Consider the following 25384-nt stretch of genomic DNA (forward strand, 5'->3'; position numbering starts at 1 on the left):
AACAATCGACTCCCGTGGGTGGGAGTTACGAATTGCCGTGGCTCTTCCCACACGGTATGTTGCGTGCCGTAAAAGAAGACCTCCAGTTGGTTCTGCGCGGGAGACACCCCGAGCTTCGGCGGGCATTGCGGTCGGTGCCGCGCCCGGACCGGAGGGCCATGACCAAGCGGAGGCGACACGAGCGGGATGGGCACAGCACCGCGGCCATGGCAGAGCAATCTGTCCAACCTGTCCGTGACGAGCAAGGTCGGCATCGTTCTGTTGCTGCCCGTCATCCTCGCCTCGGTCTTCGCGGTCCTGCGCATCAAGACCGAGCTGACCACCATCTCGCAGTTGAACACCGCCGGCGAGCAGGCGCGGATCATCCGGCCGATGCTGGACTACAGTTCGGCCGCCAACCAGCTCGCCGTCACCGCCGCCAGTGGCGGGCCCGGCACGCGCGGCTCCCAGCAGGCGCTGGACCAGGACGCCGCCCACTTCGACCAGTCCCTGGCGAATCTGCAGGCGGCGCTGCAGGTGTCGAAGGCCGACAAGCGCGTCACCACGGCGATCACCAACGCGCTGGCGGCCGGGCGCACGCTGCGGGAGAACCGCAACGGCACCTCGCCCACGCAGATCGGCAAGCAGGCCGACGAGGTCGCCACCCACATCGATACCGCGATCACCGCGCTGCCCACCCCCAAAGAGACCGCCATCGAGCGGTATTACGTGCAGATGGGCGTCATCGCCATCGCGCGGCAGATGTTCACCCAGGAACAGCTGTGGATCCTCAGCGGGGAGCTGAGCGACAATCCCGCCCTGATCTCGCAGGCGCTGCTGTCCGCCGGCGGTGAGTCCGCCACGATCCACCAGTACGCCGCGGTCTACCCCGAATCGGCGGACCGGCCCGACGTGCTGCTCACCGCGTTGCAGACCCGCGTCGACGCGCTCAACCAGAACTCGATCGAACCGGTCGACCTGCCCGGCGTCGCGGACTCGCTGCGGACCAGTTCCGAGATCTACACCACCTCGATCGACCGGCTGGTCGACCTGATCGACGCCAGCCTGCGGGACAGCCTGACCGAGGCCCGCGGCCAGGTGCTGCGCGATGTGGCCGTGGTGGTCGTGACCCTGCTGGCGGGTCTGGCGCTGGCGCTCGCGGTGGCGCGGTCGCTGGTCGTCCCGGTGCGGCGGCTGCGGCGCGACGCCCTGCAGGTCGCCCACGAGGACCTGCCCGCCGAGCTCGCGGTGGTGCGCAAGGGCGGCGCGACCCCCGAGATCGTCCCGGTCGACGTGCAGACCACCGAGGAGATCGGCCAGCTGGCCCGCGCGGTCGACGACATGCACCGCCAGGCGCTGCACCTGGCCGCCGACCAGGCCCGCCTGCGCCTGCAGATCAGCAGCATGTTCGAGACGCTGTCGCGGCGCAGCCAGTCGCTGGTCGAACAGCAGCTGACCCTGATCGAGGATTTGGAGCGCGACGAGGACGACTCGGGCCGGCTGCAGAGCCTGTTCCGCCTGGACCACCTGGCCACCCGCATGCGCCGCAACGGCGACAACCTGCTGGTGCTGGCCGGCACCGCGCTGCGGCGCGGGCACCTGCCGCCGGTGCCGCTGTCGGACATGCTGTGGAGCGCGGTCTCGCAGGTGGAGGACTATCAGCGAGTCGAGATCGGTTCGGTGCCCGACGGCATCGTCGCCGGTGAGCCGGCCGTCGACATCGAGCACCTGCTGGCCGAGCTGATCGACAACTCGCTGCGCTACTCCCCGCCCAGCACGCCGGTCGCGGTGTCGGTGACGCGGGCCGTGGACGGCGGCTACCTGATCGAGATCACCGACCGCGGCCTGGGCATGTCGGGCGACGATCTGACCGCGATCAACGAGCGGCTGGCGTCCGGTGGCGAGGTCACCGTCGAAACCGCCCGGCGCATGGGTCTTTTCGTGGTCGGGCGGCTGGCCAAGCGGCACACCATCACCGTCAGCCTGCGTCGCACGTCCTCGATGTCGCACCAGTCGGGCGTCACCGCCAGCGTGCATCTGCCGGGGTCGCTGGTCGCGCCGGCGCCGGACGCCGGCCACCCCGTCACCGCGACGTTCACCCCGCCGACCCTCACCGACGAGGACTCGGACGCGCCGCAGCGGTACCTGAGCGCGGTGCCGTCCCCGCAACCGGAGGCCGCGCCGTTCGGCACGACCAGCGCGGGCCTGCCCCAGCGCCGCCCGGCCGAGCCCGCCGAACCGCCCGGCCGCGACGACGACCCGGCCGACTTCTCGTTCGGCACACCGGAATCCGAGTCGAACAGCTGGTCCGCCCCCGCCGCGCAGTGGCCGCCCCCCTCCGACGCCCCCATCCTGAACATGTGGGCCGACCCCGAGGACGAGCCCGCCGGTGTCGGCGAACGCGGCGACACCGACGATGGTGACGACAGCGCTTTCCAGCACCGGGATTTCGAGCACCGCGATTACGGAAACCGCGACTACGGGAACAAAGGCTACGAGAAGCAGGACTACGACAACCAGGGCTACGAGGATCGGGACTACGACGACCAGGACTTCGAAGGTCGGAACCACGAAGATCAGGACTACGCCGACGAGCTGGACGACGCCGACGACGAGCCGGGCCTGACCACCCTCCGCACCGAGCTCCTCCCCCGCCACACCGAGCCCGTCCCGCCTTCCGACACCACGGAATCCGACGCCGACCCACACGGCACCGCCTACCTCCTGCGCCACACCGAACCGGACCGGCAGCCCGACACCGACACCACGGAATCCGACGCCGACCCGCGCGGCACCGCCTACCTCCTGCGCCACACCGACCCGGACACCCGGACCGACACCGACACCCCGGACGAGCCGCCGCACACCACGCTCCTGCCCCGCCGCACCCCGCCGGACACCGGCTCCGACACTCGCGCCCAGGACGCGGAATCCCCGCGGACCACGCTTCTCCCGCGCCGCTCCCGGCCCGATCCGGACGCAGCGCCGCAGACCACTTTCCGCTCGAACGGCACGCCGGACGCCGGGGCGGCCGACGCGGAACCCTCGCACACCGGGTTCCTTCCGCGCCGGTCACCGCACGGCGAGCCCTACACCGAGACTCCTCGTATTTCCGAATCCGCTTCGGCCACTGCGGAATCCGCGCCGCAACCGGCCGGGGCGGGCCCGGCCACCCCGATCTACCAGCGCATGGTGTCGGAGTGGCTGGTCGAGCCGTCGTCGAGCACGCCGGCCGAGATGTGGGCCTCCCCGGCCGACGCGGGCTGGGCCGCCGCCGCGGGCGCCACCCGGCCGGCCACCGCCGACCGAACCAGCGGCGGCCTGCCGATCCGCCGGCCGGGTGCGCAGCTGGTGCCGGGCGGGCTGCCCCCGTCCGACGCCCCGGCGGCCCCCGATCCCGAGGAGATCCGCAACAACTTGTCCAGGCATCTGAGTGGTGTCCGCAGCGGACGAGCAGATGCCCAGTACAACGATGACGGAGGCCTATCATGAGCGACACCGAGCAGACCACCGACGAAAACCTCAACTGGCTGGTCACCCGCTTCACCCGGGAGGTCCCCGGTGTCTCGCACGCGGTGCTGGTCTCGACCGACGGCCTGCTGCAGGCCACCAGCCCCAACCTGCCGTCGGACCGGGCCGAGCAGCTGTCCGCGGTCACCGCCGGGCTGGCCAGCCTGTCCTCCGGTGCGGCGCAACTGTTCGACGGCGGCAAGGTCATGCAGTCCGTGGTCGACATGCAGCGCGGGTACCTGCTGGTGATGAGCGTCGGCAACGGCTCGCACCTGGCCGTGCTGGCCAACAAGCAGCACGACATCGGCCGGATCGGTTACGAGATGGCGCTACTGGTCGATCGGGTCGGGTCGGTCGTGCAGGCCACCGCCCGAGCGATATGACGAACGCGATGTCCGAGTTTCCCGGGGCCGGGCCGGGCCGGCCGACCACTCGCGTTCGTCCCTACGCGCTGACCGCGGGGCGCACCCGGCCCGCGGTGGATCTGCCGATGGAAGCGGTGGTGGAGACACTGCCGTACGCGAACCAATTCGATTGGCCGGTGGGCGATGTGCGCACCGATATTCTGCGGCTCGGCGCCGCCCGCTTGTCCGTCGCCGAGATCGCCGCACACCTGCAACGTCCGCTCGGCATGGTCCGGGTGGTGATCGGCGATCTGGTTGTCGCCGGAACGCTGCGGGTGTATACCACGCTGAGCGACAATGCGAGCTTCGACGAGCGCCGATCCCTGATGGAGAGGACCCTGCGTGGACTTCGTGCCCTCTGACGCCGTACCCGACCCCCGGACCGCGTCCACCAAGATCGTGGTGGCCGGCGGATTCGGTGCGGGGAAGACAACTTTCGTCGGCGCGGTCTCGGAGATCGTGCCGCTGCGCACCGAGGCGATGGTGACCGGCGTCTCCGACGGCATCGACGACCTCTCGGCGACCCCGGGCAAGGAAACCACCACCGTCGCCATGGATTTCGGCCGCATCAAGCTGCCGGGGAACCTCACCCTGTACCTGTTCGGCACGCCCGGGCAGCGCCGGTTCTGGTTCATGTGGGACGACCTGATCCGCGGCGCCATCGGCTCGGTGGTGCTGGTGGACACCCGCCGGCTCGAGGACAGCTTCGCCGTGGTCGATTTCTTCGAGGCCCGCAAGCTGCCGTTCCTGGTGGCGGTCAACCGTTTTCCCGACGCACCCCGGTTCCCCGCCGGCGAGCTACGCGAGGCGCTGACCATCCGCGACGACGTGCCGGTCGTCGATCTCGACGCCCGCGACGCGAACGAGGTGCGCAACGCGCTGGCCGCGGTGACCGAGTACGCCATCCGGCGGCTCACCGACGCGCAGCAGCAGACCGTCGGACAGGGCTGAGAGGGCCACCGGTGCACTACTTCTCGATGGGGTACTGGGTGCTGGGCCTGGCGGTCGGCCTGTCGTTCGCCGGCGCCGTGGTGGGGCTCGCGTGCGTGCGGCAGTCGACGATGTCGGTGACCGCGCGCTTCCGGCTGGTGTGGCTGACCGCGGCCGCGGCGTCGCTGGGCGGCGTCGGCACCTGGCTCGCCGTGTACGTGACCATGCTGGGCGTCGAGGTGCCGGTCGGCACGATCCGCTACGACGTGGCCCGCATGGTGCTCGCGGCCGTGCTCGCCGTCGCGTCGGTGCTGGCGGGCCTGCTCATCGTGGGCCGCACGACCGACCCGGCGCGGCTGGCCGGGGGCACGGCGGCGATGGGCCTGGGCCTCGGCCTGATGCACTACCTCGGCATGGACGCCATCCGGGTGCAGGGTGCGGTGACGGCGAACTGGGTCTCGGCCGCCGGCGCGACCGCGCTGGCCGTCGCGATCTCGGCCGGCGTGCTGTGGACGGTCTCGCGATTCCGGTCGCTGCCGGTGCTGACCGGCGTCGCGCTGGTGTTCGCGGCGGCGGTCACCGGGCTGCACTACATCGGGCTGGCCGGGATCCGGGTCGAGATCGATCCGGCCGTGCTGGCGCCCGCGGGCGAGGACCTGTTCAGCCTGTTCGTTCCCGTCTTCGCGGTCGGCACGCTGTCGCTGGCGATCCCGATCACCGCGATCCTGGTGGCGCCGGACCGCAGCCGCTCCCCGCGGCCCACGGTCACCGCGCCCGCCGACACTCCGGCCGGGCGGCCCGCGCCGCGCCGCCGCACCCTCGATCCGGTCGGCTGAATCGGAGCGATGTACTCGGGCCGGACCGCCGTGGTGGCGATCCGGCCCGAGTCGTCGCGCGGCCCCGGCCGCGGCACCAACGTGCAGCGGGAGACGTTGCGGCCCAACATTGCTCAGCCCGCGGGCGGCGTGTTGATCCGGTTGAAGTACTCGATGGCGACCGCGATGCCCGCGACACCGCCGACGGTCACCAGACCGGCCGCGGCGCCCAGCGGCGCGCCGAGCGCGGCACCGGTCAGGCAGCCGCCGATCCACCCCGGGATGACCAGGAACGGCGTCCCGGCGATCGCGCCCAGCAGGCAGCCGCCGGCCAGGCCGATGACGGTACCGACCAGCGTGCCGACACCGGTGGCGAGGGCGAATTCGGTACCGGCATTGGAGATCGCGTCGTCCATCTCCTCGCGCGAGGCGACGTCGTGCAGCATGGGCGCCGGATGCGCCGCGGCCGGATCGACGCTCGGGGTCAGGGTGACCTCGTTGGCACCGTCGGCCGCCGCCGCGATCGGGTATTCCAGCCCGTCGCGGAGATAGCTCAGCGGAAAACCAGCAACCACGTTTCCGAGGTTGTCTCGCACCTGGAGCTGATTGTTATCGGTGGTCAGCGAGCCCGCGTCGGTCTTGACCACCACCGACTTGTCCACCACGTCCGCGGTGTAGTGGATGTCGGGGTTGCCGTCGGCGGCGGGCTGCGCGTAAGACGTCCCGGCGCCGACTCCCAGAGCCGCAATGACCAGCGCGGACGTTGCGGCGAACTTCCTGAACTTCATACCCTCGAACACTTTCTGCAGCAGTTGCGCCACCAACCTCCGGCGCGCAGGCTCGTCGAGAACCCGTCAGTAGGTTCGCCCTGCCGGATTACGGATTCGTAACAGAATGTGTCGAATGATCGATAGCCGAATCCGAGCGTGTTAGTGAAGCGCAAACACGCCCGGCAAACTCCCCGCTAGGAACCCTCAGCAATCATTCAGCATATTTTTATGTGAGTTGAATTACTGCGGCATCTCCCCCACTCGCACGGCGGTGTCGATGATCCCGAACGATTCGCCCTGCGGAGCGACGAGCACGGCCATCCGACCGGCGGGCGAATCGGTCGGGGGCATCATGATCGCCCCGCCCAGTTCGCCGGAGCGGGACACGCCTTCGTCCACGCCGTCGAACTGGAACCAGGACAGCCAGTAGCTGGGCATCGGCTCGCCGGGCAGCACCGTGTCGTCGTTCATGCCGCCGGCGGCCTCGGTGGCGCCGGGCGGGGTGAACATCGCGTAGCGCATGGTCGTGCCGTCGCCGAGATCGGTGTAGGTGTATTCGAAGACCTCGGCGTAGAAGCGTTTCGCGGCGTCGAGCTGCCGGGTGTGCAGTTCGTTCCAGCAGTAGGCGCCGTGCTCGTTGTAGACGGCGGCACCGTTGTGGGCGCGCGCCTGCCAGACCGCGAAGACGGCCCCGACGGTGTCGGTGGCGACGAACATCCGCCCGGCGTCGAGCACGTCGAAGGGCGGCACCACCAGTTGCCCGCCGGCCGCGGTCACCGCGGCGGCGCTGAGGTCGGCATCGGTGACGGCGAGGTAGGTGGTCCAGGCCGCGGGCAGGTCGGCCTGCGGCTTGGGTCCGATGCCGGCGACGGGCCGCCCGTCCCGCATCGCCATCAGATATCCGGACTCGTCGTCGCCGAGCTGGACGTCCCAGCCGAACAGGCCCGTGTAGAACTCGCTCTCCTTGACCGGATCGTCCACCTGACAGTCCACCCAGCAGGGGGTTCCTTGCGGCCAAGCGGTATTGCGAACAGGCATCGTCATCTCCGTTCGGTGCTTCTCGGTTGCCTGTGGTCGCGCGGGCCGGTGTGCGCGCCGCGGTGGCGGCCGCCGCCGCGGACAGTGACGCCGATCACACGGCCATCTAGTAGTGAACCAGGCCCGTTCGACCGTGTCCGGAGGTTGGAGAACGAACCACGAGGTAGGTCGGCGGCCACGACCACGCGGTTTGTTAGCCGATGCGCCAGCGGGCAGTGACCTGCGCGAATTAGAGTGGTACCCATGCGTTTCGGCTTGGATTACGCCGCCGGCAGACCCGGTGGCCAGGCCATCCGCGCCGCCGGTTTCGACTTCGTGGTTCGCTACCTCTCGCCCGGCGGGCCCACCCTGCCGGGCAAGCTGCTGACCCCCGAGGAAGCCGACGACCTGCGGGCGCACGGCGTCTCGATCGCCGCCACCTGGGAGACCACCGCCGACCGGATGCTCGCCGGCTACGACGCCGGGGTGACCGACGCCCGCGCCGCCGTCGCGCAGGCGCTGCGCTGCGGTGGCCGCACGGACCGGCCCGTCTACTTCGCCGCCGACTTCGACGCCACACCCGAACAGCAGGCCCCGATCAACGCCTATCTCGACGGGGCCGCCACCGTGCTGGAACGCGAGTGGGTGGGCATCTACGGCGGCTACTGGGTGGTCAAACGCGCGCTGGACAGCGGCTCGGCGCGCTGGGCGTGGCAGACCTCGGCGTGGTCGGGCGGCAATGTCGAGCCGCACCGCCAGTTGCATCAGACCACCCGCACGGTGGTGGTCAACGGCGTGGTCTGCGATATCAACGAGGCACTGGCCGACGACTTCGGCCAATGGGATTTCATCGAGGCAGAGGAGGAATGGGAGTTGACGCCGGAACAGGACGCGATTCTGCGCGACATCCAGATTCAGCAGCGCGGACCCGGACTGTCCGGCTGGCCGCAACTGGGGACCGACGCGGAGGGCCGCAATCGCACCTTGGTCGACGGCGTGGCGGCGGCGTTGACGCAGATCGCCGAATTGCGCACCGAGGTCAGCGACTTGGAGGCGACGGTCGCGGAGCTGGAGAAGGAGGTCGAGCGGCTCTCCGGCCATCACTGGCCGTGGCCGCTGTCGCTGCTGCAGGGCCCGGCCGAGCTGGTGGGTGATCAGCTGGCGCGACTCGAGGCGCTGCTGCCCGACCTACCCCTGCCGGGCCGCGGCGAGGTGAACGGCACACATCGGCCGGAGCCGGTGGCGCAACGCGCAACGGACACAGCGCAATAGGCCGACGCGGGCGCTCGAGTGCCGAGAAGTGGCGATGAGCGGGCTCTTCCGATCGCTCGGAAGAACCCGCCCTCCCGCACGAGAGTACCGGCGCGTCGGCACGACCGCATCACTTCGGTGAGACTTTTTCCTTGCTCAAAAACGTACTAACAGTAGGTAATTCGCGTTCCAGTTACCTGGAGGCAATCATCGAATAGCGGCCGCGCCCGGTAGCCGCAATGGCTCGTGATTGCGCTTCGATCGCGGGATTCCGGCAAATCATCCATGTCGGACAAGGAGAGTGAAGACCGGACGGTCCAGCGGCGAATCGGTCAATATCCCCCGGCGCGAGCACACTTCGAGTTATCCTCGCCTGGCACGAACACCACTCGTTCTTCCAGGAGATCCCGATGGCCGTCACCGTGTCCCTCGACAAAGCTCTCGACAAGGCGTACGAGAACAAGTCGCTGAAAGAGATCCTCTCCGCCCCGCCCTCGGCGCTGGCCGGGCTCACCGAGAACCACGACGCCAAACTGCTGGAGGCACTGGGCATCAAGACCATTGCCGACCTGGCGGGCAACAAGTACTTCCGGCTCGCGTCCGCCCTCGCCGACCTGGCCGCGCAGGAAGGCTGAGCGCACCACCGAGACGAAAACCGCGGCCGCCGTACCGAATACGGCGGCCGCGGTTTTCCGGTGTGTCCGACCCCGGCTACAGCCGCTGCGGGTCGAGCACGCCCCGGCGCACCGCGGCCACCAGCCGCCGCGGCACCCGATAGGTGACACCACCGACGCTGACCGGCACCAGGTCGGGCGGCGTCGCCTTCCAGTTCGCGCGCCGGCTGCGGGTGTTCGCGCGCGACATCCGCCGCTTGGGGACCGCCACGGCCTAGCCCTCCCCTCGTTCGGACCGGACCGGCGGCGTTCCGCCGCGCTGCCGCCTGCCGTATTTGCGTTCGAACTTCTCCACCCGCCCGGCGGTGTCCAGCACGCGGTTCGCGCCGGTCCAGAACGGGTGCGAGTCGGAGGTGACGTCGACGGTGATGAGCGGGTAGCTGTTTCCGTCGGTCCACTCCGCGGTCCGGGTGCTCGTCGCGGTGGACCGGGTGAGGAAGCGTTTGCCGGTGCTCACGTCCTCGAAGATCACCGGGTGGTAATCCGGGTGGATCCCTGCCTTCATGGCGCTACCTTTCTGTCGCGCGCTGCTCGCCGGCCGGCGAGGCGCTGGATGTCGAATCCGAGCCGGTCCCGTCCTCGCACGGGTCCGCGTGCCACTGGCCGAACGGGTCCTCCCACTGCGCCACCAGCTCCGGGGCGCCGTGCACCAGCAGCAGTTCGGCGTCGTCGACCAGGGCCCAGTGCAGCGCCCGGCGGATCTCGTCGGCGTCGGCGTCGCAGGCCAGGATCACCAGCGAGACGTCGCGGTCGCCGGACTGCTCGTCCCAGCGCAGCGCCGCCAGGGCGCGCCGGTCCGGGTCGGCCTCGGCCAGTTCGCGCGACGACATCGCCGCCAGCCAGCGCCCGGCGGCCCCGACCCGCAGCCCGCCGCCCGCCGACTCCAGCCACACCACCTCGTCGGGCTGGGTGGCCAGCCAGATCCGCCCGCGCGCGGTGACCACGCCCTCGAACAGGACGTCGAGGGCCTCGTGCAGGCGGGCGGGATGGAACGGGCGATCGGTGGCGAACTCGATCAGCGTCACGCCGTGGTCGGTGTCCAGCGGCGGTTGCCCGCGCAGCAGCGGGGCGTGCGCGTCGAAGAGGCGGCCGCGCCGCGAGTCCGCCGGGATCTCCGCGAGCAGGGCCTCGATCCGCTCGGCGGTCACGGCGTCCGGATCGTTCACCCACACCCGCGGGGCCTGCGGCAGCAGCCGGTCCAGGACCGCGCCCAGCCGGGCCCGGTCCGTATCCAGGACGGCATCCGTCCCGAGAAGCACTGCCACATCCGCGAATTCGACCTGCCCGACCGCGAGCTGCGCCACCGTCCGGTCGTCGTCGGCATCGGCGAGACCGCGGTCGACCAGGGTCTCCTCGCTCAACGCGTCGGACAGCCAGGTGCGCGCGTCGAGGCAGGTCACCACGGCTTCGAGCCGGACGTCCCGCCCCGCCGGACCGTCCACGCGACCGACCACCCCGGCGACCGGAACATGCGCGATCGCCTGACACACCGCCTCGGCCTCGAAGGCAGGGTCCAAGGCGATCACGATGCGCTGCACCGAATCTCGCGCTGCGAGCTGGCACAAGAGGGGCAGCAGGTCGGCACGCAAGGTGCAGGAGACACAGCCGTGGGCCAGCTCGTGCACGGTGCTCTGTTCGATGATGTCGTGTGCTTCGGCGGGGAGGTAGGAGACGGTGCGGCGGACGATGCCCTCGTGTAGTTCGCGCAGGTCGTGGCGGACGACGACGGTGCCGGGCGTGTCCCGCAGCATCCGCGCCAGGTGGTCCACGCCGGTCGCCGCGAGGCCCTCGAAGCCGGCCAGCAGGACCACGGGCGTGCGGCGGTCGGGATGAGACGGCACGGGACCCCTTTCGACAATGATTTTCATTTAACGCGAGCCCACGCTACAGTGTTGAGCGACTGTTGTCGAAAATGATTGTCATTGCGGTGTGAGCGACGGTCCTCGCGGACCGGGAGCACCGCCATCGGATACAGGAGGCTCCTATGTCGGCTCACTGCCAGGTCACCGGCCGCAAGCCGGGCTTCGGCAAGTCCGTCTCGCACTCGCACCGGCGGACCAACCGCCGCTGGGATCCCAACATCCAGCGCAAGACGTACTTCCTGCCCAGCGAGGGCCGCCGGGTCACGCTGACCGTCTCGGCCAAGGGCATCAAGACCATCGACCGCGACGGCATCGAGGCGGTCGTCGCCCGGCTGCGCGCCCGCGGGGAGAAGATCTGATGGCACGCAACGAGATCCGGCCGATCATCAAGCTGCGCTCCACCGCGGGCACCGGCTTCACCTACGTCACCCGCAAGAACCGCCGCAACGACCCCGACCGCATGGTGCTGCGCAAATACGACCCCGTCATCCGCAAGCACGTCGACTTCCGCGAGGAGCGCTGACCGTGGCCAAGAAATCGAAGATCGCGCGCAACGAGCAGCGCGCCGTCGTGGTCGCCCGCTACGCCGAGCGGCGCGCCGAACTCAAGGAACTGATCCGCAAGCCCACGACCCCGGAGGATCAGCGGGCCGCCGCGCAGGCCGCCCTGCAGAAACTGCCGCGCGATGCCAGTCCGGTACGATTGCGCAATCGGGACGCCACGGATGGACGCCCACGTGGTCATCTCCGGAAGTTCGGTCTCTCCCGCGTACGCGTGCGCGAGCTGGCCCACCGGGGGGAGCTGCCCGGTGTGCACAAATCGAGTTGGTAGACCACCGCAGATCTCGTGAGAAGGAACCGCTGACATGGCTGTGAAGCGAGCACCGTCCAAGAAGGTCCGCGCCGAGCAGGCGCGCCGCCCGAAGAAGAATCCTCTCATCGCCGCCGGCGTCGAGATCGTCGACTACAAGGACGTGAACCTGCTGCGCACGTTCATCTCCGACCGCGGCAAGATCCGCAGCCGTCGCGTCACCGGGCTCACCCCGCAGCAGCAGCGGCAGGTCGCCATCGCCGTGAAGAACGCGCGCGAGATGGCGCTGCTGCCCTTCACCAGCCGTTAGAGCCGGACGAGCTTCGAGAGCCCCCGGTGCGGGTCGCACCGGGGGCTCTCGGCGTTCACTAGGGTGAACGGTCATGAAATCGAACTCGGGACCGCGGCGCCTCGCCGCGGCGGCCGCGGTGCTGTCGACGCTGACGGCCGCGGCGTGCGGCGGCGCGAACAGCGATGACGCACAGACGAATACGAGCACAACCACCTCTTCGGGCCCGAGCACACCCACCGAATTGACACCGCCGCAGCCCGGCCGGATGTTCACCGCGAACCCCGCGATCACCGGCGCCCGGCCGGTGCCGTTCGACACCTGGAGTCGCGTCGCGCCGGACCGGATCGCCGTCGACTTCCAGATCGGTTCCCCCGAGTGCTACGGCGTGGACGCGTCGACCACCGAGACCGACAGCACGGTGACCGTCGAACTGCGGGCCGGCACCCTGCCCGAGGCGGTCGGCCGGATGTGCACGATGATCGCCGTCTTCGGCACGCTCGAGGTGCCGCTGAAGCAGCCGCTCGGCGAGCGAAAGGTGCTCAGCGCCACCTAGGTTCATCGAAAGCACAAATGCAAGAACAAATGAAGACTTCGTTTCGGATTTTCTGTGTGATGTGCGTCACTTTGTCTTCCCCGCGCTGCATTTATAGCGAGATGATCTGACGCGAACCCGCTGTGACCGGTGCTACGTTCCGTGACACAAGCTGAGCGACAAGCCAACTCGCCCCGCTTTCCGGCCTCGGCCGGAACAGCGAAACCCGGGTGCCGGGATGAGGAAGGCCCGGTGGCTGGATGAGACGAAGCCCCTGCGCGGAACGACAGTTCCGCGCAGGGGCTTCGTCTCTCTCGGGACCTCAGTGCGCGAAGTGGCGCGCGCCCGTCAGGTACATCGTCACGCCGGCCTCCCGGCAGGCGTCGATGGTGAGCTGGTCGCGCACCGAACCACCCGGCTGCACAATGGCTTTCACGCCCGCCGCGATCAGCTGCTGCGGCCCGTCCGGGAACGGGAAGTAGGCGTCGGAGGCCGCGACCGAGCCCTTGGCGCGGTCACCGGCCCGCAGCACCGCCAGGTGCACCGCGTCGACCCGGTTCACCTGACCCATGCCGACACCGACCGAGGCGCCGTCGTGGGCCAGCAGGATGGCGTTCGACTTCACCGCACGGCAAGCGCGCCAGGCGAATTCGAGATCGGCGAGGGTCGCCGCGTCGGCGGCCTCGCCCGCGGCCAGCGTCCAGTTGGCCGGGTCGTCGCCCGCGGCGTCGACGATGTCGGACTGCTGCAGCAGCGCGCCGCCGCTGATCGGGCGCAGCTCCACCCCGCCGCGGCGGGGCTCGTCGGCGATCAGGATGCGCACGTTCTTCTTGCGCTGCAACACTTCCACCGCGCCGTCGGCGTAACCGGGCGCCACGATCACCTCGGTGAAGATCTCGGCGACCTGCTCGGCCATCGCCACCGTCACCTCCCGGTTGGCCGCGATGACACCGCCGAACGCGCTGACCGGATCGCAGGCGTGCGCCTTGCGGTGCGCCTCGGCGATGTCGGCGCCGACCGCGATGCCGCAGGGGTTGGCGTGCTTGACGATCGCGACGGCGGCCCCGCTGTGGTCCCACGCAGCCCGCCAGGCGGCATCGGCGTCGGTGTAGTTGTTGTACGACATCTCCTTGCCGTGCAACTGTTTCGCCTGCGCCAGCCCCGTGCGGCCGTCGTTGTTCGCGTACAGCGCGGCGGCCTGGTGCGGGTTCTCGCCGTAGCGCAGCACCGCCGCGCGGGTCCAGGTGCCGCCCACCCAGGCCGGGAACGGCTGCGCGGCATCGGATTCGGCGGTCAGCACGCCGGCCATCCAGCTCGCCACGGCCACGTCGTAGCTCGCGGTGTGCTGGAATGCCTTGGCCGCCAGGCCGGTTCGCTCGGCGAGAGTGAAGCCGCCGGACTTCACCGCGGCCAGCACGTCGTCGTAGTCGCCGGTGTCGACGACCACGGCCACCGACGGATGGTTCTTGGCCGCCGCGCGCACCATGGAGGGGCCGCCGATATCGATCTGCTCGACGCATTCGTCGGGGCTCGCGCCGCTCGCCACGGTCTCGGTGAACGGATAGAGGTTCACCACCACCAGCTCGAACGCCTCGACGCCGAGTTCGACCAGCTGCTCGGCGTGCTCGGGCTTGCGCAGGTCGGCCAGGATGCCGGCGTGCACCCGCGGGTGCAGCGTCTTCACGCGGCCGTCCAGGGTCTCCGGAAAACCGGTCAGGTCCTCCACCTTGGTCACCGGGATCCCGGCGTCGGCGATGCGCGCCGCGGTCGACCCGGTCGACACCAGTTCCACGCCCGCGGCATGCAGCCCGGTGGCCAGCTCGACCAGGCCGGTCTTGTCGTAGACGCTCACCAGCGCCCTGTTGATCGGCTTGCGCTCACTCACCGGAGAACTCGCTCATCTGGGATAACTGCCTTTCGTCCATCGGAGACAATGCCTCGGAGCGCGACGGCGGCGACCACCTCGGCCAGCAACCGTCGCTCCACAACCTTGATGCGTTCGTGCAGGGTCGCCTCGTCGTCGTCCGGCAGCACCGGCACCGGTTCCTGCGCCAGGATCGGCCCGGTGTCGACACCGGCGTCGACCAGGTGCACGGTGGAACCGGTCACCCGCACCCCGTAGGCGAGCGCGTCGCGGACCCCGTGCGCGCCCGGGAAAGCCGGCAGCAGCGCGGGATGGGTGTTGATGATCCGGCCGCCGAACCGCGCCAGGAACGCCGGGCCCAGAATCTTCATGAAGCCCGCCGACACCACCAGATCGGGCTCGTGGGCCGCGACCGCGGCGGTCAGCGCGGCGTCCCAGGCGGCGCGATCGGGATGGTCGGCGACGGCCACCCGGAAGTGCGGGATGCCGGCCGCGGCCGCGTGTTCGGTTGCGGCACAGTCGCGATCGACTCCGACGGCGGCGACGCGCGCGGGATAGTCCGGCTGCCCGGCGGCCGCGACGAGCGAGCGCAGCAGCGATCCGGCGCCCGACGCGAGCACGACGACGGTCGCGGGCGCGGTCGGGGGCACCGTCGGGACGGGCGGGGTCGTCAGCGCACTACTCCCTGCGTGTCGAGGGCTTCCGGAGGCGGCGGCCGCGAGGAACCGCCGCAGTAGAGCCTAACGACCGTCGGTTCGGCGGCCTTCGGGCAGGTCCGCCTCTACCACTTCGGCGTCCAGGATGTCGGCGGATTCGTCGGCGGCGGTGGTCGGCGCGGCGCGGCCGGACAGTGCCGGCTGCTCCTCGACCAGCTCGCCCTCGACGATGTCGGCGTCGCGGTAGCGGTCGTCGTAGTCGGTGTGGCGGTCGGTGTAGCCGGTTTCGTAGTCGGCGGCGTAATCGTCGTCGGCGTAGTCGTCCTCCGCGTAGTCCTCGGCCGTGTAGTCGTCGGCCACATAATTGCCGTCCGGATATTCGCCACCGGAGTAATCACCGTCGGGCAGATCGCCGTCGGGGTAGTCGCCCTCCGATCGGCCGCGGCCACCCGTACGGACGTACCCGGAGCCAGGCGCGATCTCGGGCAGGAACCGGCGCGCGCAGACCAATCCCGCGTAACCGGCCACGGCCGGCCAGGCGAAGGTCAGCACGGTCGACAGGAGCAGGTCGGGTCCCAGATAGCCGAACGAACCGACCCGGCCACCGGCCACCCCGCCGAAGACCGCCGCGAACAGACCCGACAGGCCCGCCGCGGTCAGCGTGGCCCAGGGCGCGCGGATCTCGTCGTAGGAGCTACGGGCACAGTCGATTCCGCACAGCACGCCGATCACGGCCGGCGCCAGCAGCAGGGCGGGCCACCAGCCGGCGGCGGGCCCGCTCGGCACCGCGGCCAGGATCGGCAGGCCCGGCACCGGCGCACCCGACACCGAGAACACGCTCAGCCCGCCCGTGCCGATATGAACGTCCGCGCCGACCAGCAGGCCCGCCACATCGAGGACGACGTTCGGCAGATACGCCACCGACAGCAGCGTCAGCCCGAGCACACCGGCCGCGTTGCCCGCCGCGTGATACGTCTCGCCGATCCGCGACCAGTGCGCGAGCAGCGAGATCAGGGTGAGCGCGAGAGCCACCAGCAGCAGCCGCCCGACCGCCCGCAGCGCCGCGCGCGCACCCGGCTCGACCCACTCGGGCAGGTAGGAGAACAACCGGTCGCGCAGCGGGTTCCGGCGCGTGGCGATCCCCGCGACCGCGGCGACCAGGTGCAGGCCGAGCACCCAGCCGAACGCCGCGAGGGTGGCCGGGGGCTGCAACGCCACCACCGCCGACGCGTCCTCGGCGACGGCCAGGCAGACCGCGGTGATCAGCAGCGGCCCGGCCAGCGCGGCGCCGACGATCCAGCCGAGGTCGGCGCGCGAGGCGTCGGGCTCCACCGCGCGGGCACAGTCCCGCGCGACCGACCACAGCAGCACCGCGGTCGGCAGCAGCGGCAGCAGGCCCAGCGAGGTCTTGCCGATCACCAGCGGAACCTGGTGCACCGCAAGCCATCCCGCCGCGATCGCGCCCGACGCGCCGGTCATGCCGCTGCCCGCCGCCCACAGCGTGAGCAGCACCAGGACCACCACGGTGACCATCGTGAAGCTGGCCGTGCGCGCGGCGATGAACAACAGGATCTTGGCCCGCTCGGGGCTCAGGGAGAGAAAGACGTTGTCCTCGGGCGGGATTCGGCCGGCTCGGCCGCGCCGGCCGGTGGGCGCACCCGCCGCTTCCCGGTGACCGTCCCACCGGGCCGGAGAGGTTCTCATGGCACCACCTTGCCGGACACCGCACTCACAAGGATTCAGCGTGACATCTCGATACGCGTCGGCGAGTCAGGCGCGCCGGGTACGGGCGCGGCCTGACTCGCCGAGCTGCGTGGTTACTTCTGGTCGTCCTCGGGGCGGAAGGCCTTGGTGGCGTCCGCGGCCGGGTTCGAGGCCTGGCTCTCGCCGAAGGGCTGGGCCTGCGCGCCCTGCCCGCTCTGGCCAGCCTGGCCGAAGTTCAGCGAGCCGTACTGCTGCTGGCCCGGCTGCGCGGAGATGTGCTGGGTGGCGTTCTCGTCACCGGCCGGCTGCTGCGGGCGCTGCTGCTGCCCGTAGCCCGACTGCGCTCCCGGCTGCGCGCCGTACTGCTGGCCGCTGTAGGACTGCTGGCCCGGCTGGCCGTAGGAGGGCTGCTGGCCGTACTGCGACTGGCCCTGGCCGTAGCCCGGCTGCTGACCGTACTGGCCGTAGGCCTGCGGCTGCCCCGGCTGCGCCGACTGGCCCTGGCCGTAGGACTGCTGGCCGTACTGGCCGTAGGACTGCTGAGCCTGCTGACCCTGCTGGCCGAACGCGCCCTGCTGGCCCGACTGGCCCTGGCTGTAGGACTGCTGCTGCTGGCCGTAGCCGCCGCTCGCGCCGAAGCCGCCCGCGGCGGCCGCCGGCTTGGGCGCCGGCGCCGACAGGATGCCCGACTCGAACAGCACCGCCACGACCGCGGCCGCCGTCTGCACCAGGCCCAGGAACAGCACCACCCAGGCGCCCCACGCCAGGCTGATCTCGTCGGGCAGGCTGAACGACTGGAACAGCAGGCCCAGGAAACCCGCGGCGCTGGCCGCGGCGGCCGCGCCGGTCCAGTTCTGCTTGGGTAGCAGCGACAGCGCCGCCAGCAGACCACCGAGCAGCAGGAACACCAGCAGCGGCGAGATGCCGACGGCCTTGAAGAAGGTCTCCGACTGCGCCTCGGTCTTCACGCCCATGCCGAGGTCCTGGGCCTTGGTCGAGGCGAAGGCGGTGAATCCCAGCAGGAAGTTGATGACGCCCAGCGCCGCGACGCCCACGGTCAAGAAGAACGGCAGCCCCTTGGCGCTCGATTCCGTCGTGCCGGATCCGGTACCGGCGGCACTGCCCGGCTGGCCGTAGCTGGGCGCGGAGGAGGGCGTCGGTGCGGGCGCGTTGTACCCGGAGCCCCCGGTCGGGTATGACATGTGGTCGTCTCCTATCGAGTCCTTCATGGTCTACACGGCTGGATGCCCTCACTGACGCTACTGCAATCGAGCCGCCTGGTCACGGGCACTGCGTCCGGCCCGATCCTCGCAGATTCCCCGATGAACCCACGGCCCGCCCGAATCGTGATGCGAGTGAGGCGAACGGAGGTATTCGGATGGATCTGAACGAGATGTTCTGCATGGTGGTGCGGGCACTGGGCCTGTGCCACATACTGCCCGCACCCTGAACCTCTCCCCTCGTCCCGGAGCAGAGCATGCCGGGGCGCGGGGCGAATATCGAAGGCCGCCTTCCCAAGACAGGGGAGGCGGCCTTCGAGTGTGTTGCCGTGGATCAGGCGGTGACGCTGGCCTTCTCCAGGATCTCGCGCGCCAGGGCGGCGGTCTCGGACGGCGTCTTGCCGACCTTCACGCCCGCGGCCTCCAGCGCGTCCTTCTTCGCCGCGGCGGTGCCCGAGGAACCGGAGACGATGGCGCCGGCGTGGCCCATGGTCTTGCCCTCGGGAGCGGTGAAGCCCGCGACGTAGCCGACGACCGGCTTGGTCACGTTGGCCTTGATGTAGGCCGCGGCCCGCTCCTCGGCGTCGCCGCCGATCTCGCCGATCATGACGATGAGCTTGGTCTCCGGGTCCTTCTCGAACGCCTCGATGGCGTCGATGTGGGTGGTGCCGATGACCGGGTCGCCGCCGATGCCGATGGAGGTCGAGAAGCCGAAATCGCGCAGCTCGTACATCATCTGGTAGGTCAGGGTGCCCGACTTGGAGACCAGGCCGATCGGGCCCTTGCCGGTGATGTTGGCCGGGGTGATGCCGACCAGCGCCTCGCCCGGGGTGATGATGCCGGGGCAGTTGGGGCCGATGATCCGGGTCTTGTTGCCCTTCTCCACGTTGTAGGCCCACGCGTAGGCGGTGTCCTGCACCGGGATGCCCTCGGTGATGACCACCAGCAGCGGGATCTCCGCGTCGATGGCCTCGATGATGGCGTCCTTGGCGAACTTCGGCGGGACGAAGGCGATCGAGACGTCGGCCCCGGTGGCCTTGATGGCCTCCGCGACGCCGCCGAACACCGGCAGCTCGACGGCGTTGCCGTCCTTGTCGGTGTGCGACACGGTGGTGCCGGCCTTGCGCGCGTTGACGCCGCCGACGACCTGGGTGCCGGCCTTGAGCATCAGCGCGGTGTGCTTGGTGCCCTCGCCACCGGTGATGCCCTGGACGATGACCTTGGAGTCCTTGTTCAGGAAGATAGACATTTGACCTGTTTCCTTACTTGGCCGCAGCCAGCTCGGCGGCCTTGTCGGCGCCTTCGTCCATTGTCTGCGCCAGCGTCACCAGCGGGTGGTTGGCGTCGGCCAGAATCTTGCGGCCCTCTTCGACGCGGTTGCCGTCGAGCCGGACGACCAGCGGCTTGTTGGCCTCGCCGCCCAGGATCTCCAGGGCCTTCACGATGCCGTTCGCCACGGCGTCACACGCGGTGATGCCGCCGAACACGTTCACGAACACGCTCTTGACCTGGGCGTCGTTCAGGATGACGTCCAGACCGTTGGCCATCACCTCGGCGGACGCGCCGCCGCCGATGTCCAGGAAGTTGGCCGGCTTCACGCCGTTGTGGTTCTCGCCGGCGTAGGCGACCACGTCCAGGGTGGACATGACCAGGCCCGCGCCGTTGCCGATGATGCCGACCTCGCCGTCGAGCTTGACGTAGTTGAGGTCGTTCTCCTTGGCCTTGAGCTCCAGCGGATCGGTGGCGTCCCGGTCCGCGAACTCGGCGTGGTCGGCGTGCCGGAAGTCGGCGTTCTCGTCCAGGGTGACCTTGCCGTCCAGCGCCAGGATCTCGTTCTCCGGCGTACGGACCAGCGGGTTCACCTCGACCAGGGTGGCGTCCTCGTTGACGAACACCTCCCACAGCTTCTGGATGGTGACCGCGGCCGCGTCCAGCACGTCGGCGGGCAGGTGGCCCTGCTCGGCGATGGAGCGGGCGAACGCCAGGTCCACACCCTTCACCGCGTCGACCGGCACCTTGGCCAGGCGGTCGGGCTTGGTGGCGGCGACCTCTTCGATCTCCATGCCGCCCTCGACCGAGCACATGGCCAGGTAGGTGCGGTTGGCGCGGTCGAGCAGGAAGGAGATGTAGTACTCCTCGGCGATGTCCTTCGCCTCGGCGACCAGGATCTTCTTGGTGACGTGGCCCTTGATGTCCAGGCCCAGGATGTTGCTCGCGTGGGTGAAGGCGTCCTCGGGGGTGGCGGCGTACTTCACGCCGCCCGCCTTGCCACGGCCACCGACCTTGACCTGCGACTTGATCATCACGGGCTTGCCGATTTCGGTCGCGATCGCACGGGCGTCCTCGGCCGAGTCCGTGACCCGGCCTTCCGACGAAGGCACTCCGTGCTTCACGAAGAGCTCCTTCGCCTGATATTCGAAGAGATCCATGTACTCACCGTCTCGTCTGCGTTGTTGTACAACGACTTTGTTGGCGGCCCGTCGTCGGAGGCGGGTCGGGTCGGACTCTAATCAGTCACATGGACGGGAAATCAGCCGCATACAGCCTAAGTGGCGCAGGTCACGGGCGTGCATACCGGGCTGTAAAACCGCTGGCCAAGGCTACTGGCGAGTAGGTTGCGGGCGGTGCGGCAGGTCGGGCCGGAGATGGCCGATCCGCGAGGTGAGTACTACCTTCCGTCGTCGAGTACGCTCACCCCGATGCCCAGTCGACAGTGAGATATTCCGGGGTGCTACCGTGATCAATCTCACATGTCAGGACAGAAGGACCGCAGCGCTTGCCGACCTGCAATCGTTTCGTTACCGTCGATGCGGTCGATGTCACAGCACGGTCACGACACTTGCGTTACCACGGTGGGACTCGGGAACGACACAGGAGGACGGCAGGCTTGTTGCAGCACAGCGCTCCGCAGGTAGAGAGCCGCTTCGCAGGCGACCCGTCCACCACATCGCGCCATCCCGAGCCGGACTACCGCCGATGAGCGCCGACCCGTATCAGCACGGACATCGCGCCCAGTCCGCACGCCGTTACCGGCAGGACGGCGAAACCTTCGGAGACAATCCGTTCGGCGGCTACGCCGGCGCGACGGCCGTCTCCGCGCAGCCCGGCTGGGGCGCGCCCGCCGCCGAGTGGAATGCCGCTCCCGCGCAGAACCCCTGGGGCACACCGCCGCCCGACGCTCCCGACTGGGATGTCTGGGGCGCCTCGGACAGCGAGTCCGACGGCCACGGCGACTACGACTACCGCGCCGCCGACGACACCCCGTACGACCCGGACCGCGCCGGCTGGCCGCGCACCGACCCGGGCCTGCCGGCCACTCCCGCCGACACCGTCGCCCGGCCGCATCGGGTTCCGGCCCGCCGCGCCGGTGCGCACCGGATGCCCGCGCCGCCCACCGCGCTCAAGGGCCGGGCGGCCGTCGTCGCGGTCGCCGCGGGCGCGGTCGTCGCCGCCGGGCAGGCGACCATGCAGTCCACCGCGCAGGCGCCGTCCTCGACCACCGACTACCAGGCCGACGGGCAGGTCCACGAGATCGCCGCCCAGTCGGTGAGCGTCGCCGACCCGTCCGCCGGGGGCTCGCAGTCCTCGCAGCTGGTCAGCGTGGCGCCCGTGACCGACATCAGCCAGTTCAGCGACATCCTGCAGCACGGTGAGCAGTTCGCGGCCGACCTCGCTGCCCAGGAGGCGGCCAAGCTCCGCCCGCTGTACACCCGCTTCGCCTACGGCAACTTCACCTCCACCTTCGGCTTCCGCTGGGGCGCACCGCACGAGGGTGTCGACGTTGCCGCCCCGATCGGCACCCCCATCTACGCCGTCGAGGACGGCACGGTCATCGACGCCGGGCCGGCCTCGGGCTTCGGCATGTGGGTGCGCCTGCGCCACGACGACGGCACGGTCACCGTCTACGGACACGTCGACACCACCACCGTCAGCGTCGGCCAGCGCGTCATGGCCGGCGACCAGATCGCCACCGTCGGCAACCGCGGCTTCTCCACCGGCCCGCACTGCCACTTCGAGGTCCACCCCAACGGCGGCTCCGCCATCGACCCCCTCCCCTGGCTCGCCTCCCGCGGCATCTCCCTCGGCCCCGAGCGCGACTGAACGAGGACGCCCCCGCATTCCGCGATGACTCCCCCGCATTTCCTTCGCGGGTACTCCCACGCGCCATCTCCCATGGCGCTTCGGTGCGCTCTCTGTCTTCCATGGCACTTCGGTGCGCTGCTCTCTGTCTCCCATCGAGCGTCGGTGCGCTGCTCTCCGGAGGCATACGCGCACCTCTCACCGCTGTACGGGCGCGCTTCGGTGCGCTGCTCTCTGTCTCCCATGGCGCTTCGATGCGCTGCTCTCCGGAGGCATGCGCGCACCTCTCACCGCTGTACGCGCGTAGACACATTTCCCTGTGATTCCGGCGTGCTCTTTGCCGGAATCACAGGGATTGCCCTACAGCTTGACCAGGGTGCGGCTGTACTGGGGGATCAGGCGGATCTTGCCGGCGGTACCGAAATCGATGGTGACCGTGGCGAGGGCGCCGAAGCCCTCCGCGGCGACCACGCGGCCGAGGCCGTACTTGTCGTCGCTGACGCGGTCGCCGACGGCCAGCACCAGGTCGGTGTTGTTGCGTTTGCCGGAGCCGCCGGGGGCGGGGCGGCGGGGGCCGCGGTCGCGCAGGCCGGGGCGCTGGTCCCAGCCGTCGCCGCGGGTCCAGTCACGCTCCAGGCCCTCGTCCTCGCCGCGGCGGCGGAAGCCGCGACCGACCTGGGAGCTCGCGGGCTCGAGCCGCTGCCAGTCCACCAGATGTCCCGGAATCTCCTGCAGGAAGCGGGATTCGGGGTTGGACACCGGCTGGCCCCAGCCCGAGCGCACCACCGCGCGGGTGAGGTACAGGCGGCGGCGGGCGCGGGTGATGCCGACGTAGGCGAGGCGCCGCTCCTCGGCCAGCTCGGTGGGATCGCCGAGCGCCCGCATGTGCGGGAACTGGCCGTCCTCCCAGCCCGTCACGAACACCACCGGGAACTCCAGGCCCTTGGCGGTGTGCAACGTCATCATCGTGACCACACCCGAGCCCTCGTCGGGGATCTGGTCGGTATCGGCGACCAGTGACACCCGCTCCAGGAAGGCCGCCAGCGAGCCCGGCTCCGGCTCGCCCTCCGCGGCCTCGGGCACCAGGCCCTCCTCCCGCGCGGCCTCCACGCTGTTGCGCGCCTCGGAGCTGAATTCGCGGGCGACGCTGACCAATTCGTTGAGGTTGTCGAGCCGGGCGCCGTCCTGCGGGTCGTCGGAGGCCTCCAGTTCGGCACGGTAACCGGTGCGGTCCAGCACGGCCTCGACCACCGCGCCGACGTCGGGGAAGTCCAGATCCGCCTGGGCGCCGGCCGCCCGGATCCCGTCCAGCAGCTCCAGGAAGCCCGAAATCGCCCGCTGCGCACGGGTGTTCAGCAGCGCCACCTTGCCGTCCGCGGCGTCGCGCAGGGCCGCGGCGAAACCGATGCCGCGCTGCTCGGCGTGCACGGCCACGCACGCCTCGGCGCGGTCGCCGATGCCGCGGCGCGGGGTGTTGAGGATGCGGCGCAGGCTCACCGCGTCGTCCGGGTTCTCCAGCACGCGCAGGTAGGCCACGATGTCGCGGACCTCCTTGCGCTCGTAGAAGCGGACGCCGCCGACCACCTTGTAGGGCAGCCCCATCCGGATGAAGATCTCCTCCAGCGCACGGGAGTTGTTGTTGGTGCGGTAGAAGACCGCGACGTCGGCGTAGTTGTAGTCGCCCTGGTCGACCAGGCGGTCGATCTCGCGCGCCACGAACGACGCCTCGTCGTGCTCGTTGTCGGCGACGTAGCCGACGATCAGGTCGCCCTCGCCCGAGTCGGTCCACAGCTTCTTCTCGCGGCGGCCCTCGTTCTTGGAGATCAGCGCGTTGGCGGCGGACAGGATGTGCTGGGTGGAACGGTAATTCTGTTCCAGCAGAATGGTTTCCGCGTCCGGGAAGTCGCGCTCGAACTCCTCGATGTTGCGGATGGTGGCGCCGCGGAAGGCGTAGATGGACTGGTCGGCGTCGCCCACCACGCACAGCTCGCTGGGCGGGACCGCGTCGGCGCGGCGCACCGGGGCGAACTCCGGGTCGGCGGCGGACGCGCCGGCGTCGGCATCGTCGAGTTCGGCCGCGGCGTGGTGCCCGACCAGCTCGCGGACCAGCACGTACTGCGCGTGGTTGGTGTCCTGGTACTCGTCGACCAGCACGTGCCGGAAGCGGCGACGGTAGTACTCGGCGACCTGCGGGTGGTGTTGCAGCAGCGCGACCGTCTCGCCGATCAGGTCGTCGAAGTCCAGGGCGTTGGCCGCGCGCAGCCGCCGCTGGTACTCGGTGTAGACCCGCGCGACGATGCCGGGCAGTTCGGTCTCGTCGGATTCCGCGTCGGCCGTGGCGGTTTCGGGGTCGACGAGCTCGTTCTTGAGATTCGAGATGGCGGTGGCCAGCAGGCGCGGCGAGTACTTCTTGGGGTCGAGGTCCAGGTCGCGGATGATCATGGCCAGCAGGCGGCGCGAATCGTCCGCGTCGTAGATGGAGAAGTTGGAGTTCAGCCCCGGCAGCAGCGCCGCCTGGGTGCGCAGGATCCGCACGCAGCTGGAGTGGAAGGTCGACACCCACATGCTGGCGGCGCGCGGGCCGATCAGGCCCGCCACCCGCTCGCGCATCTCCGCCGCGGCCTTGTTGGTGAAGGTGATGGCCAGGATCTGCCCCGGGGTGACGCCGCGGGCGGCCAGCAGGTACGCGATGCGGCGGGTGAGCACGGCGGTCTTGCCCGAGCCGGCGCCCGCGACGATGAGCAGCGGCGCACCGGAGTGCACCACCGCCGCCCGCTGCTGCGGATTCAGGCCCTCGAGCAGTTGCTCGGCCCGATCCTCCGCGTGCTGGGTGCGTTCGTCCCCCCGGGTCCGCTGCGAGCGTTCGGAATCTGCCGGTCCCGAAGCAGAGCGCGTCTTGTCAGCCACCGTCGTCTCCATCGTTGATCCACGCTACCGGCGGGGACCGACATCCTGTAGTCCGGCGGGTGCGCTGCGCGGGTGCGGGAAGCAGGAAACGTTTGGCTCACCTCGAG

General features: G+C 70.2%; 25 protein-coding genes. 13 read left to right on the forward strand and 12 right to left on the reverse strand.

What is annotated here, in order from left to right:
* Nucleotides 1-234 precede the first annotated feature (234 nt).
* The 5 genes from IU476_RS36175 to IU476_RS14425 are packed head-to-tail and all read left to right on the forward strand — an operon-like array spanning nt 235 to nt 5659.
* Nucleotides 235-3471 carry a HAMP domain-containing sensor histidine kinase gene (locus IU476_RS36175; protein ID WP_324194059.1) on the forward strand — a complete coding sequence of 1079 codons (3237 nt, stop codon included), beginning with the start codon at nt 235-237 and terminating at the stop codon, nt 3469-3471.
* A complete protein-coding gene (locus IU476_RS14410; protein ID WP_195100344.1) occupies nt 3468-3872 on the forward strand; it encodes a roadblock/LC7 domain-containing protein in 405 nt (134 codons plus the stop codon). Before IU476_RS36175 ends, IU476_RS14410 begins: the two co-directional genes overlap by 4 nt.
* 8 nt (nt 3873-3880) lie before the next feature.
* Nucleotides 3881-4255 carry a DUF742 domain-containing protein gene (locus tag IU476_RS14415; protein ID WP_195100346.1) on the forward strand — a complete coding sequence of 125 codons (375 nt, stop codon included), beginning with the start codon at nt 3881-3883 and terminating at the stop codon, nt 4253-4255.
* Nucleotides 4236-4844 carry a GTP-binding protein gene (locus IU476_RS14420; protein WP_438944012.1) on the forward strand — a complete coding sequence of 203 codons (609 nt, stop codon included), beginning with the start codon at nt 4236-4238 and terminating at the stop codon, nt 4842-4844. The genes IU476_RS14415 and IU476_RS14420 overlap by 20 nt, the downstream gene beginning before the upstream one ends.
* Nucleotides 4845-4855: 11 nt before the next feature.
* Nucleotides 4856-5659 (forward strand): MHYT domain-containing protein, encoded by an 804-nt coding sequence (locus IU476_RS14425; protein ID WP_195100348.1) that lies wholly within the window; start codon nt 4856-4858, stop codon nt 5657-5659.
* 113 nt (nt 5660-5772) lie between these two features.
* On the opposite strand, the gene IU476_RS14430 is transcribed toward IU476_RS14425, so the two are convergent.
* Together IU476_RS14430 and IU476_RS14435 are read right to left on the reverse strand one after the other, a co-directional pair.
* Nucleotides 5773-6426 carry a DUF8020 domain-containing protein gene (locus IU476_RS14430; RefSeq protein WP_195100350.1) on the reverse strand — a complete coding sequence of 218 codons (654 nt, stop codon included), beginning with the start codon at nt 6424-6426 and terminating at the stop codon, nt 5773-5775.
* Between the two features lie 222 nt (nt 6427-6648).
* Nucleotides 6649-7446: a VOC family protein gene (locus tag IU476_RS14435; protein ID WP_195100352.1), complete on the reverse strand. Its 798-nt coding sequence runs from the start codon at nt 7444-7446 to the stop codon at nt 6649-6651.
* A 243-nt stretch (nt 7447-7689) separates the two neighbouring features.
* Here IU476_RS14435 and IU476_RS14440 point away from each other — a divergent pair, with 243 nt between their 5' ends.
* Together IU476_RS14440 and IU476_RS14445 are read left to right on the forward strand one after the other, a co-directional pair.
* Nucleotides 7690-8697, forward strand: a complete 1008-nt coding sequence (locus IU476_RS14440) for a DUF1906 domain-containing protein (RefSeq protein WP_195100354.1) — start codon at nt 7690-7692, stop codon at nt 8695-8697.
* Between the two features lie 389 nt (nt 8698-9086).
* The gene (locus IU476_RS14445) at nt 9087-9311 is read left to right on the forward strand and encodes a hypothetical protein (RefSeq protein ID WP_195100356.1); all 225 of its coding nucleotides are present in this window, start codon (nt 9087-9089) and stop codon (nt 9309-9311) included.
* Nucleotides 9312-9387: 76 nt separating this feature from the next.
* Here IU476_RS14445 and rpmF read toward each other — a convergent pair whose 3' ends face one another.
* The 3 genes from rpmF to mrf are packed head-to-tail and all read right to left on the reverse strand — an operon-like array spanning nt 9388 to nt 11218.
* On the reverse strand, nt 9388-9561 hold the full coding sequence (gene rpmF / locus IU476_RS14450; RefSeq protein WP_195100358.1) for a 50S ribosomal protein L32: 174 nt from the start codon (nt 9559-9561) through the stop codon (nt 9388-9390).
* A gap of 3 nt (nt 9562-9564) precedes the next feature.
* Nucleotides 9565-9855 carry a type B 50S ribosomal protein L31 gene (locus IU476_RS14455; RefSeq protein WP_195100360.1) on the reverse strand — a complete coding sequence of 97 codons (291 nt, stop codon included), beginning with the start codon at nt 9853-9855 and terminating at the stop codon, nt 9565-9567.
* Between the two features lie 4 nt (nt 9856-9859).
* Complete coding sequence (gene mrf, locus IU476_RS14460) at nt 9860-11218, reverse strand: ribosome hibernation factor-recruiting GTPase MRF (RefSeq protein ID WP_195100363.1); 1359 nt, start codon at nt 11216-11218, stop codon at nt 9860-9862.
* Between the two features lie 116 nt (nt 11219-11334).
* On the opposite strand from mrf, the gene rpmB reads away from it, so the two are divergent.
* The 5 genes from rpmB to IU476_RS14485 all read left to right on the forward strand — a co-directional run bounded on the left by rpmB (nt 11335) and on the right by IU476_RS14485 (nt 12867).
* On the forward strand, nt 11335-11571 hold the full coding sequence (rpmB, locus tag IU476_RS14465) for a 50S ribosomal protein L28 (protein WP_195100365.1): 237 nt from the start codon (nt 11335-11337) through the stop codon (nt 11569-11571).
* Nucleotides 11571-11735: a 50S ribosomal protein L33 gene (rpmG, locus tag IU476_RS14470; protein WP_195100367.1), complete on the forward strand. Its 165-nt coding sequence runs from the start codon at nt 11571-11573 to the stop codon at nt 11733-11735. The genes rpmB and rpmG overlap by 1 nt, the downstream gene beginning before the upstream one ends.
* A 2-nt stretch (nt 11736-11737) precedes the next feature.
* Nucleotides 11738-12043 carry a 30S ribosomal protein S14 gene (rpsN, locus tag IU476_RS14475; RefSeq protein WP_195100369.1) on the forward strand — a complete coding sequence of 102 codons (306 nt, stop codon included), beginning with the start codon at nt 11738-11740 and terminating at the stop codon, nt 12041-12043.
* Between the two features lie 34 nt (nt 12044-12077).
* Nucleotides 12078-12332, forward strand: a complete 255-nt coding sequence (gene rpsR / locus IU476_RS14480) for a 30S ribosomal protein S18 (protein ID WP_187685309.1) — start codon at nt 12078-12080, stop codon at nt 12330-12332.
* Between the two features lie 73 nt (nt 12333-12405).
* Entirely contained in the window at nt 12406-12867 is a 462-nt protein-coding gene (locus IU476_RS14485; protein WP_195100372.1) for a hypothetical protein, read from the forward strand.
* Between the two features lie 301 nt (nt 12868-13168).
* Here the strand turns inward: IU476_RS14485 and purH are convergent, their stop codons facing one another.
* The 6 genes from purH to sucC form a co-directional block, all read right to left on the reverse strand.
* Nucleotides 13169-14731, reverse strand: a complete 1563-nt coding sequence (gene purH / locus IU476_RS14490; protein WP_195100373.1) for a bifunctional phosphoribosylaminoimidazolecarboxamide formyltransferase/IMP cyclohydrolase — start codon at nt 14729-14731, stop codon at nt 13169-13171.
* Nucleotides 14728-15360: a phosphoribosylglycinamide formyltransferase gene (gene purN / locus IU476_RS14495; RefSeq protein WP_195100375.1), complete on the reverse strand. Its 633-nt coding sequence runs from the start codon at nt 15358-15360 to the stop codon at nt 14728-14730. Before purN ends, purH begins: the two co-directional genes overlap by 4 nt.
* A 90-nt stretch (nt 15361-15450) precedes the next feature.
* Nucleotides 15451-17070 carry a cell division protein PerM gene (locus tag IU476_RS14500; protein ID WP_195100376.1) on the reverse strand — a complete coding sequence of 540 codons (1620 nt, stop codon included), beginning with the start codon at nt 17068-17070 and terminating at the stop codon, nt 15451-15453.
* Nucleotides 17071-17183: 113 nt separating this feature from the next.
* Nucleotides 17184-18272: a DUF5336 domain-containing protein gene (locus IU476_RS14505; protein WP_195100377.1), complete on the reverse strand. Its 1089-nt coding sequence runs from the start codon at nt 18270-18272 to the stop codon at nt 17184-17186.
* A 352-nt stretch (nt 18273-18624) separates the two neighbouring features.
* Nucleotides 18625-19539, reverse strand: a complete 915-nt coding sequence (gene sucD, locus IU476_RS14510) for a succinate--CoA ligase subunit alpha (RefSeq protein WP_195100378.1) — start codon at nt 19537-19539, stop codon at nt 18625-18627.
* A 13-nt stretch (nt 19540-19552) separates the two neighbouring features.
* Entirely contained in the window at nt 19553-20719 is a 1167-nt protein-coding gene (gene sucC, locus IU476_RS14515; RefSeq protein ID WP_195100379.1) for an ADP-forming succinate--CoA ligase subunit beta, read from the reverse strand.
* 547 nt (nt 20720-21266) lie between these two features.
* On the opposite strand from sucC, the gene IU476_RS14520 reads away from it, so the two are divergent.
* Entirely contained in the window at nt 21267-22391 is a 1125-nt protein-coding gene (locus tag IU476_RS14520) for a M23 family metallopeptidase (RefSeq protein WP_195100380.1), read from the forward strand.
* Between the two features lie 339 nt (nt 22392-22730).
* On the opposite strand, the gene pcrA is transcribed toward IU476_RS14520, so the two are convergent.
* Complete coding sequence (gene pcrA / locus IU476_RS14525) at nt 22731-25172, reverse strand: DNA helicase PcrA (protein ID WP_228823740.1); 2442 nt, start codon at nt 25170-25172, stop codon at nt 22731-22733.
* Between the last annotated feature and the right edge of the window lie 212 nt (nt 25173-25384).

The organism is Nocardia blacklockiae (assembly GCF_015477355.1).
In the GTDB taxonomy this organism is placed as follows: domain Bacteria; phylum Actinomycetota; class Actinomycetes; order Mycobacteriales; family Mycobacteriaceae; genus Nocardia; species Nocardia blacklockiae.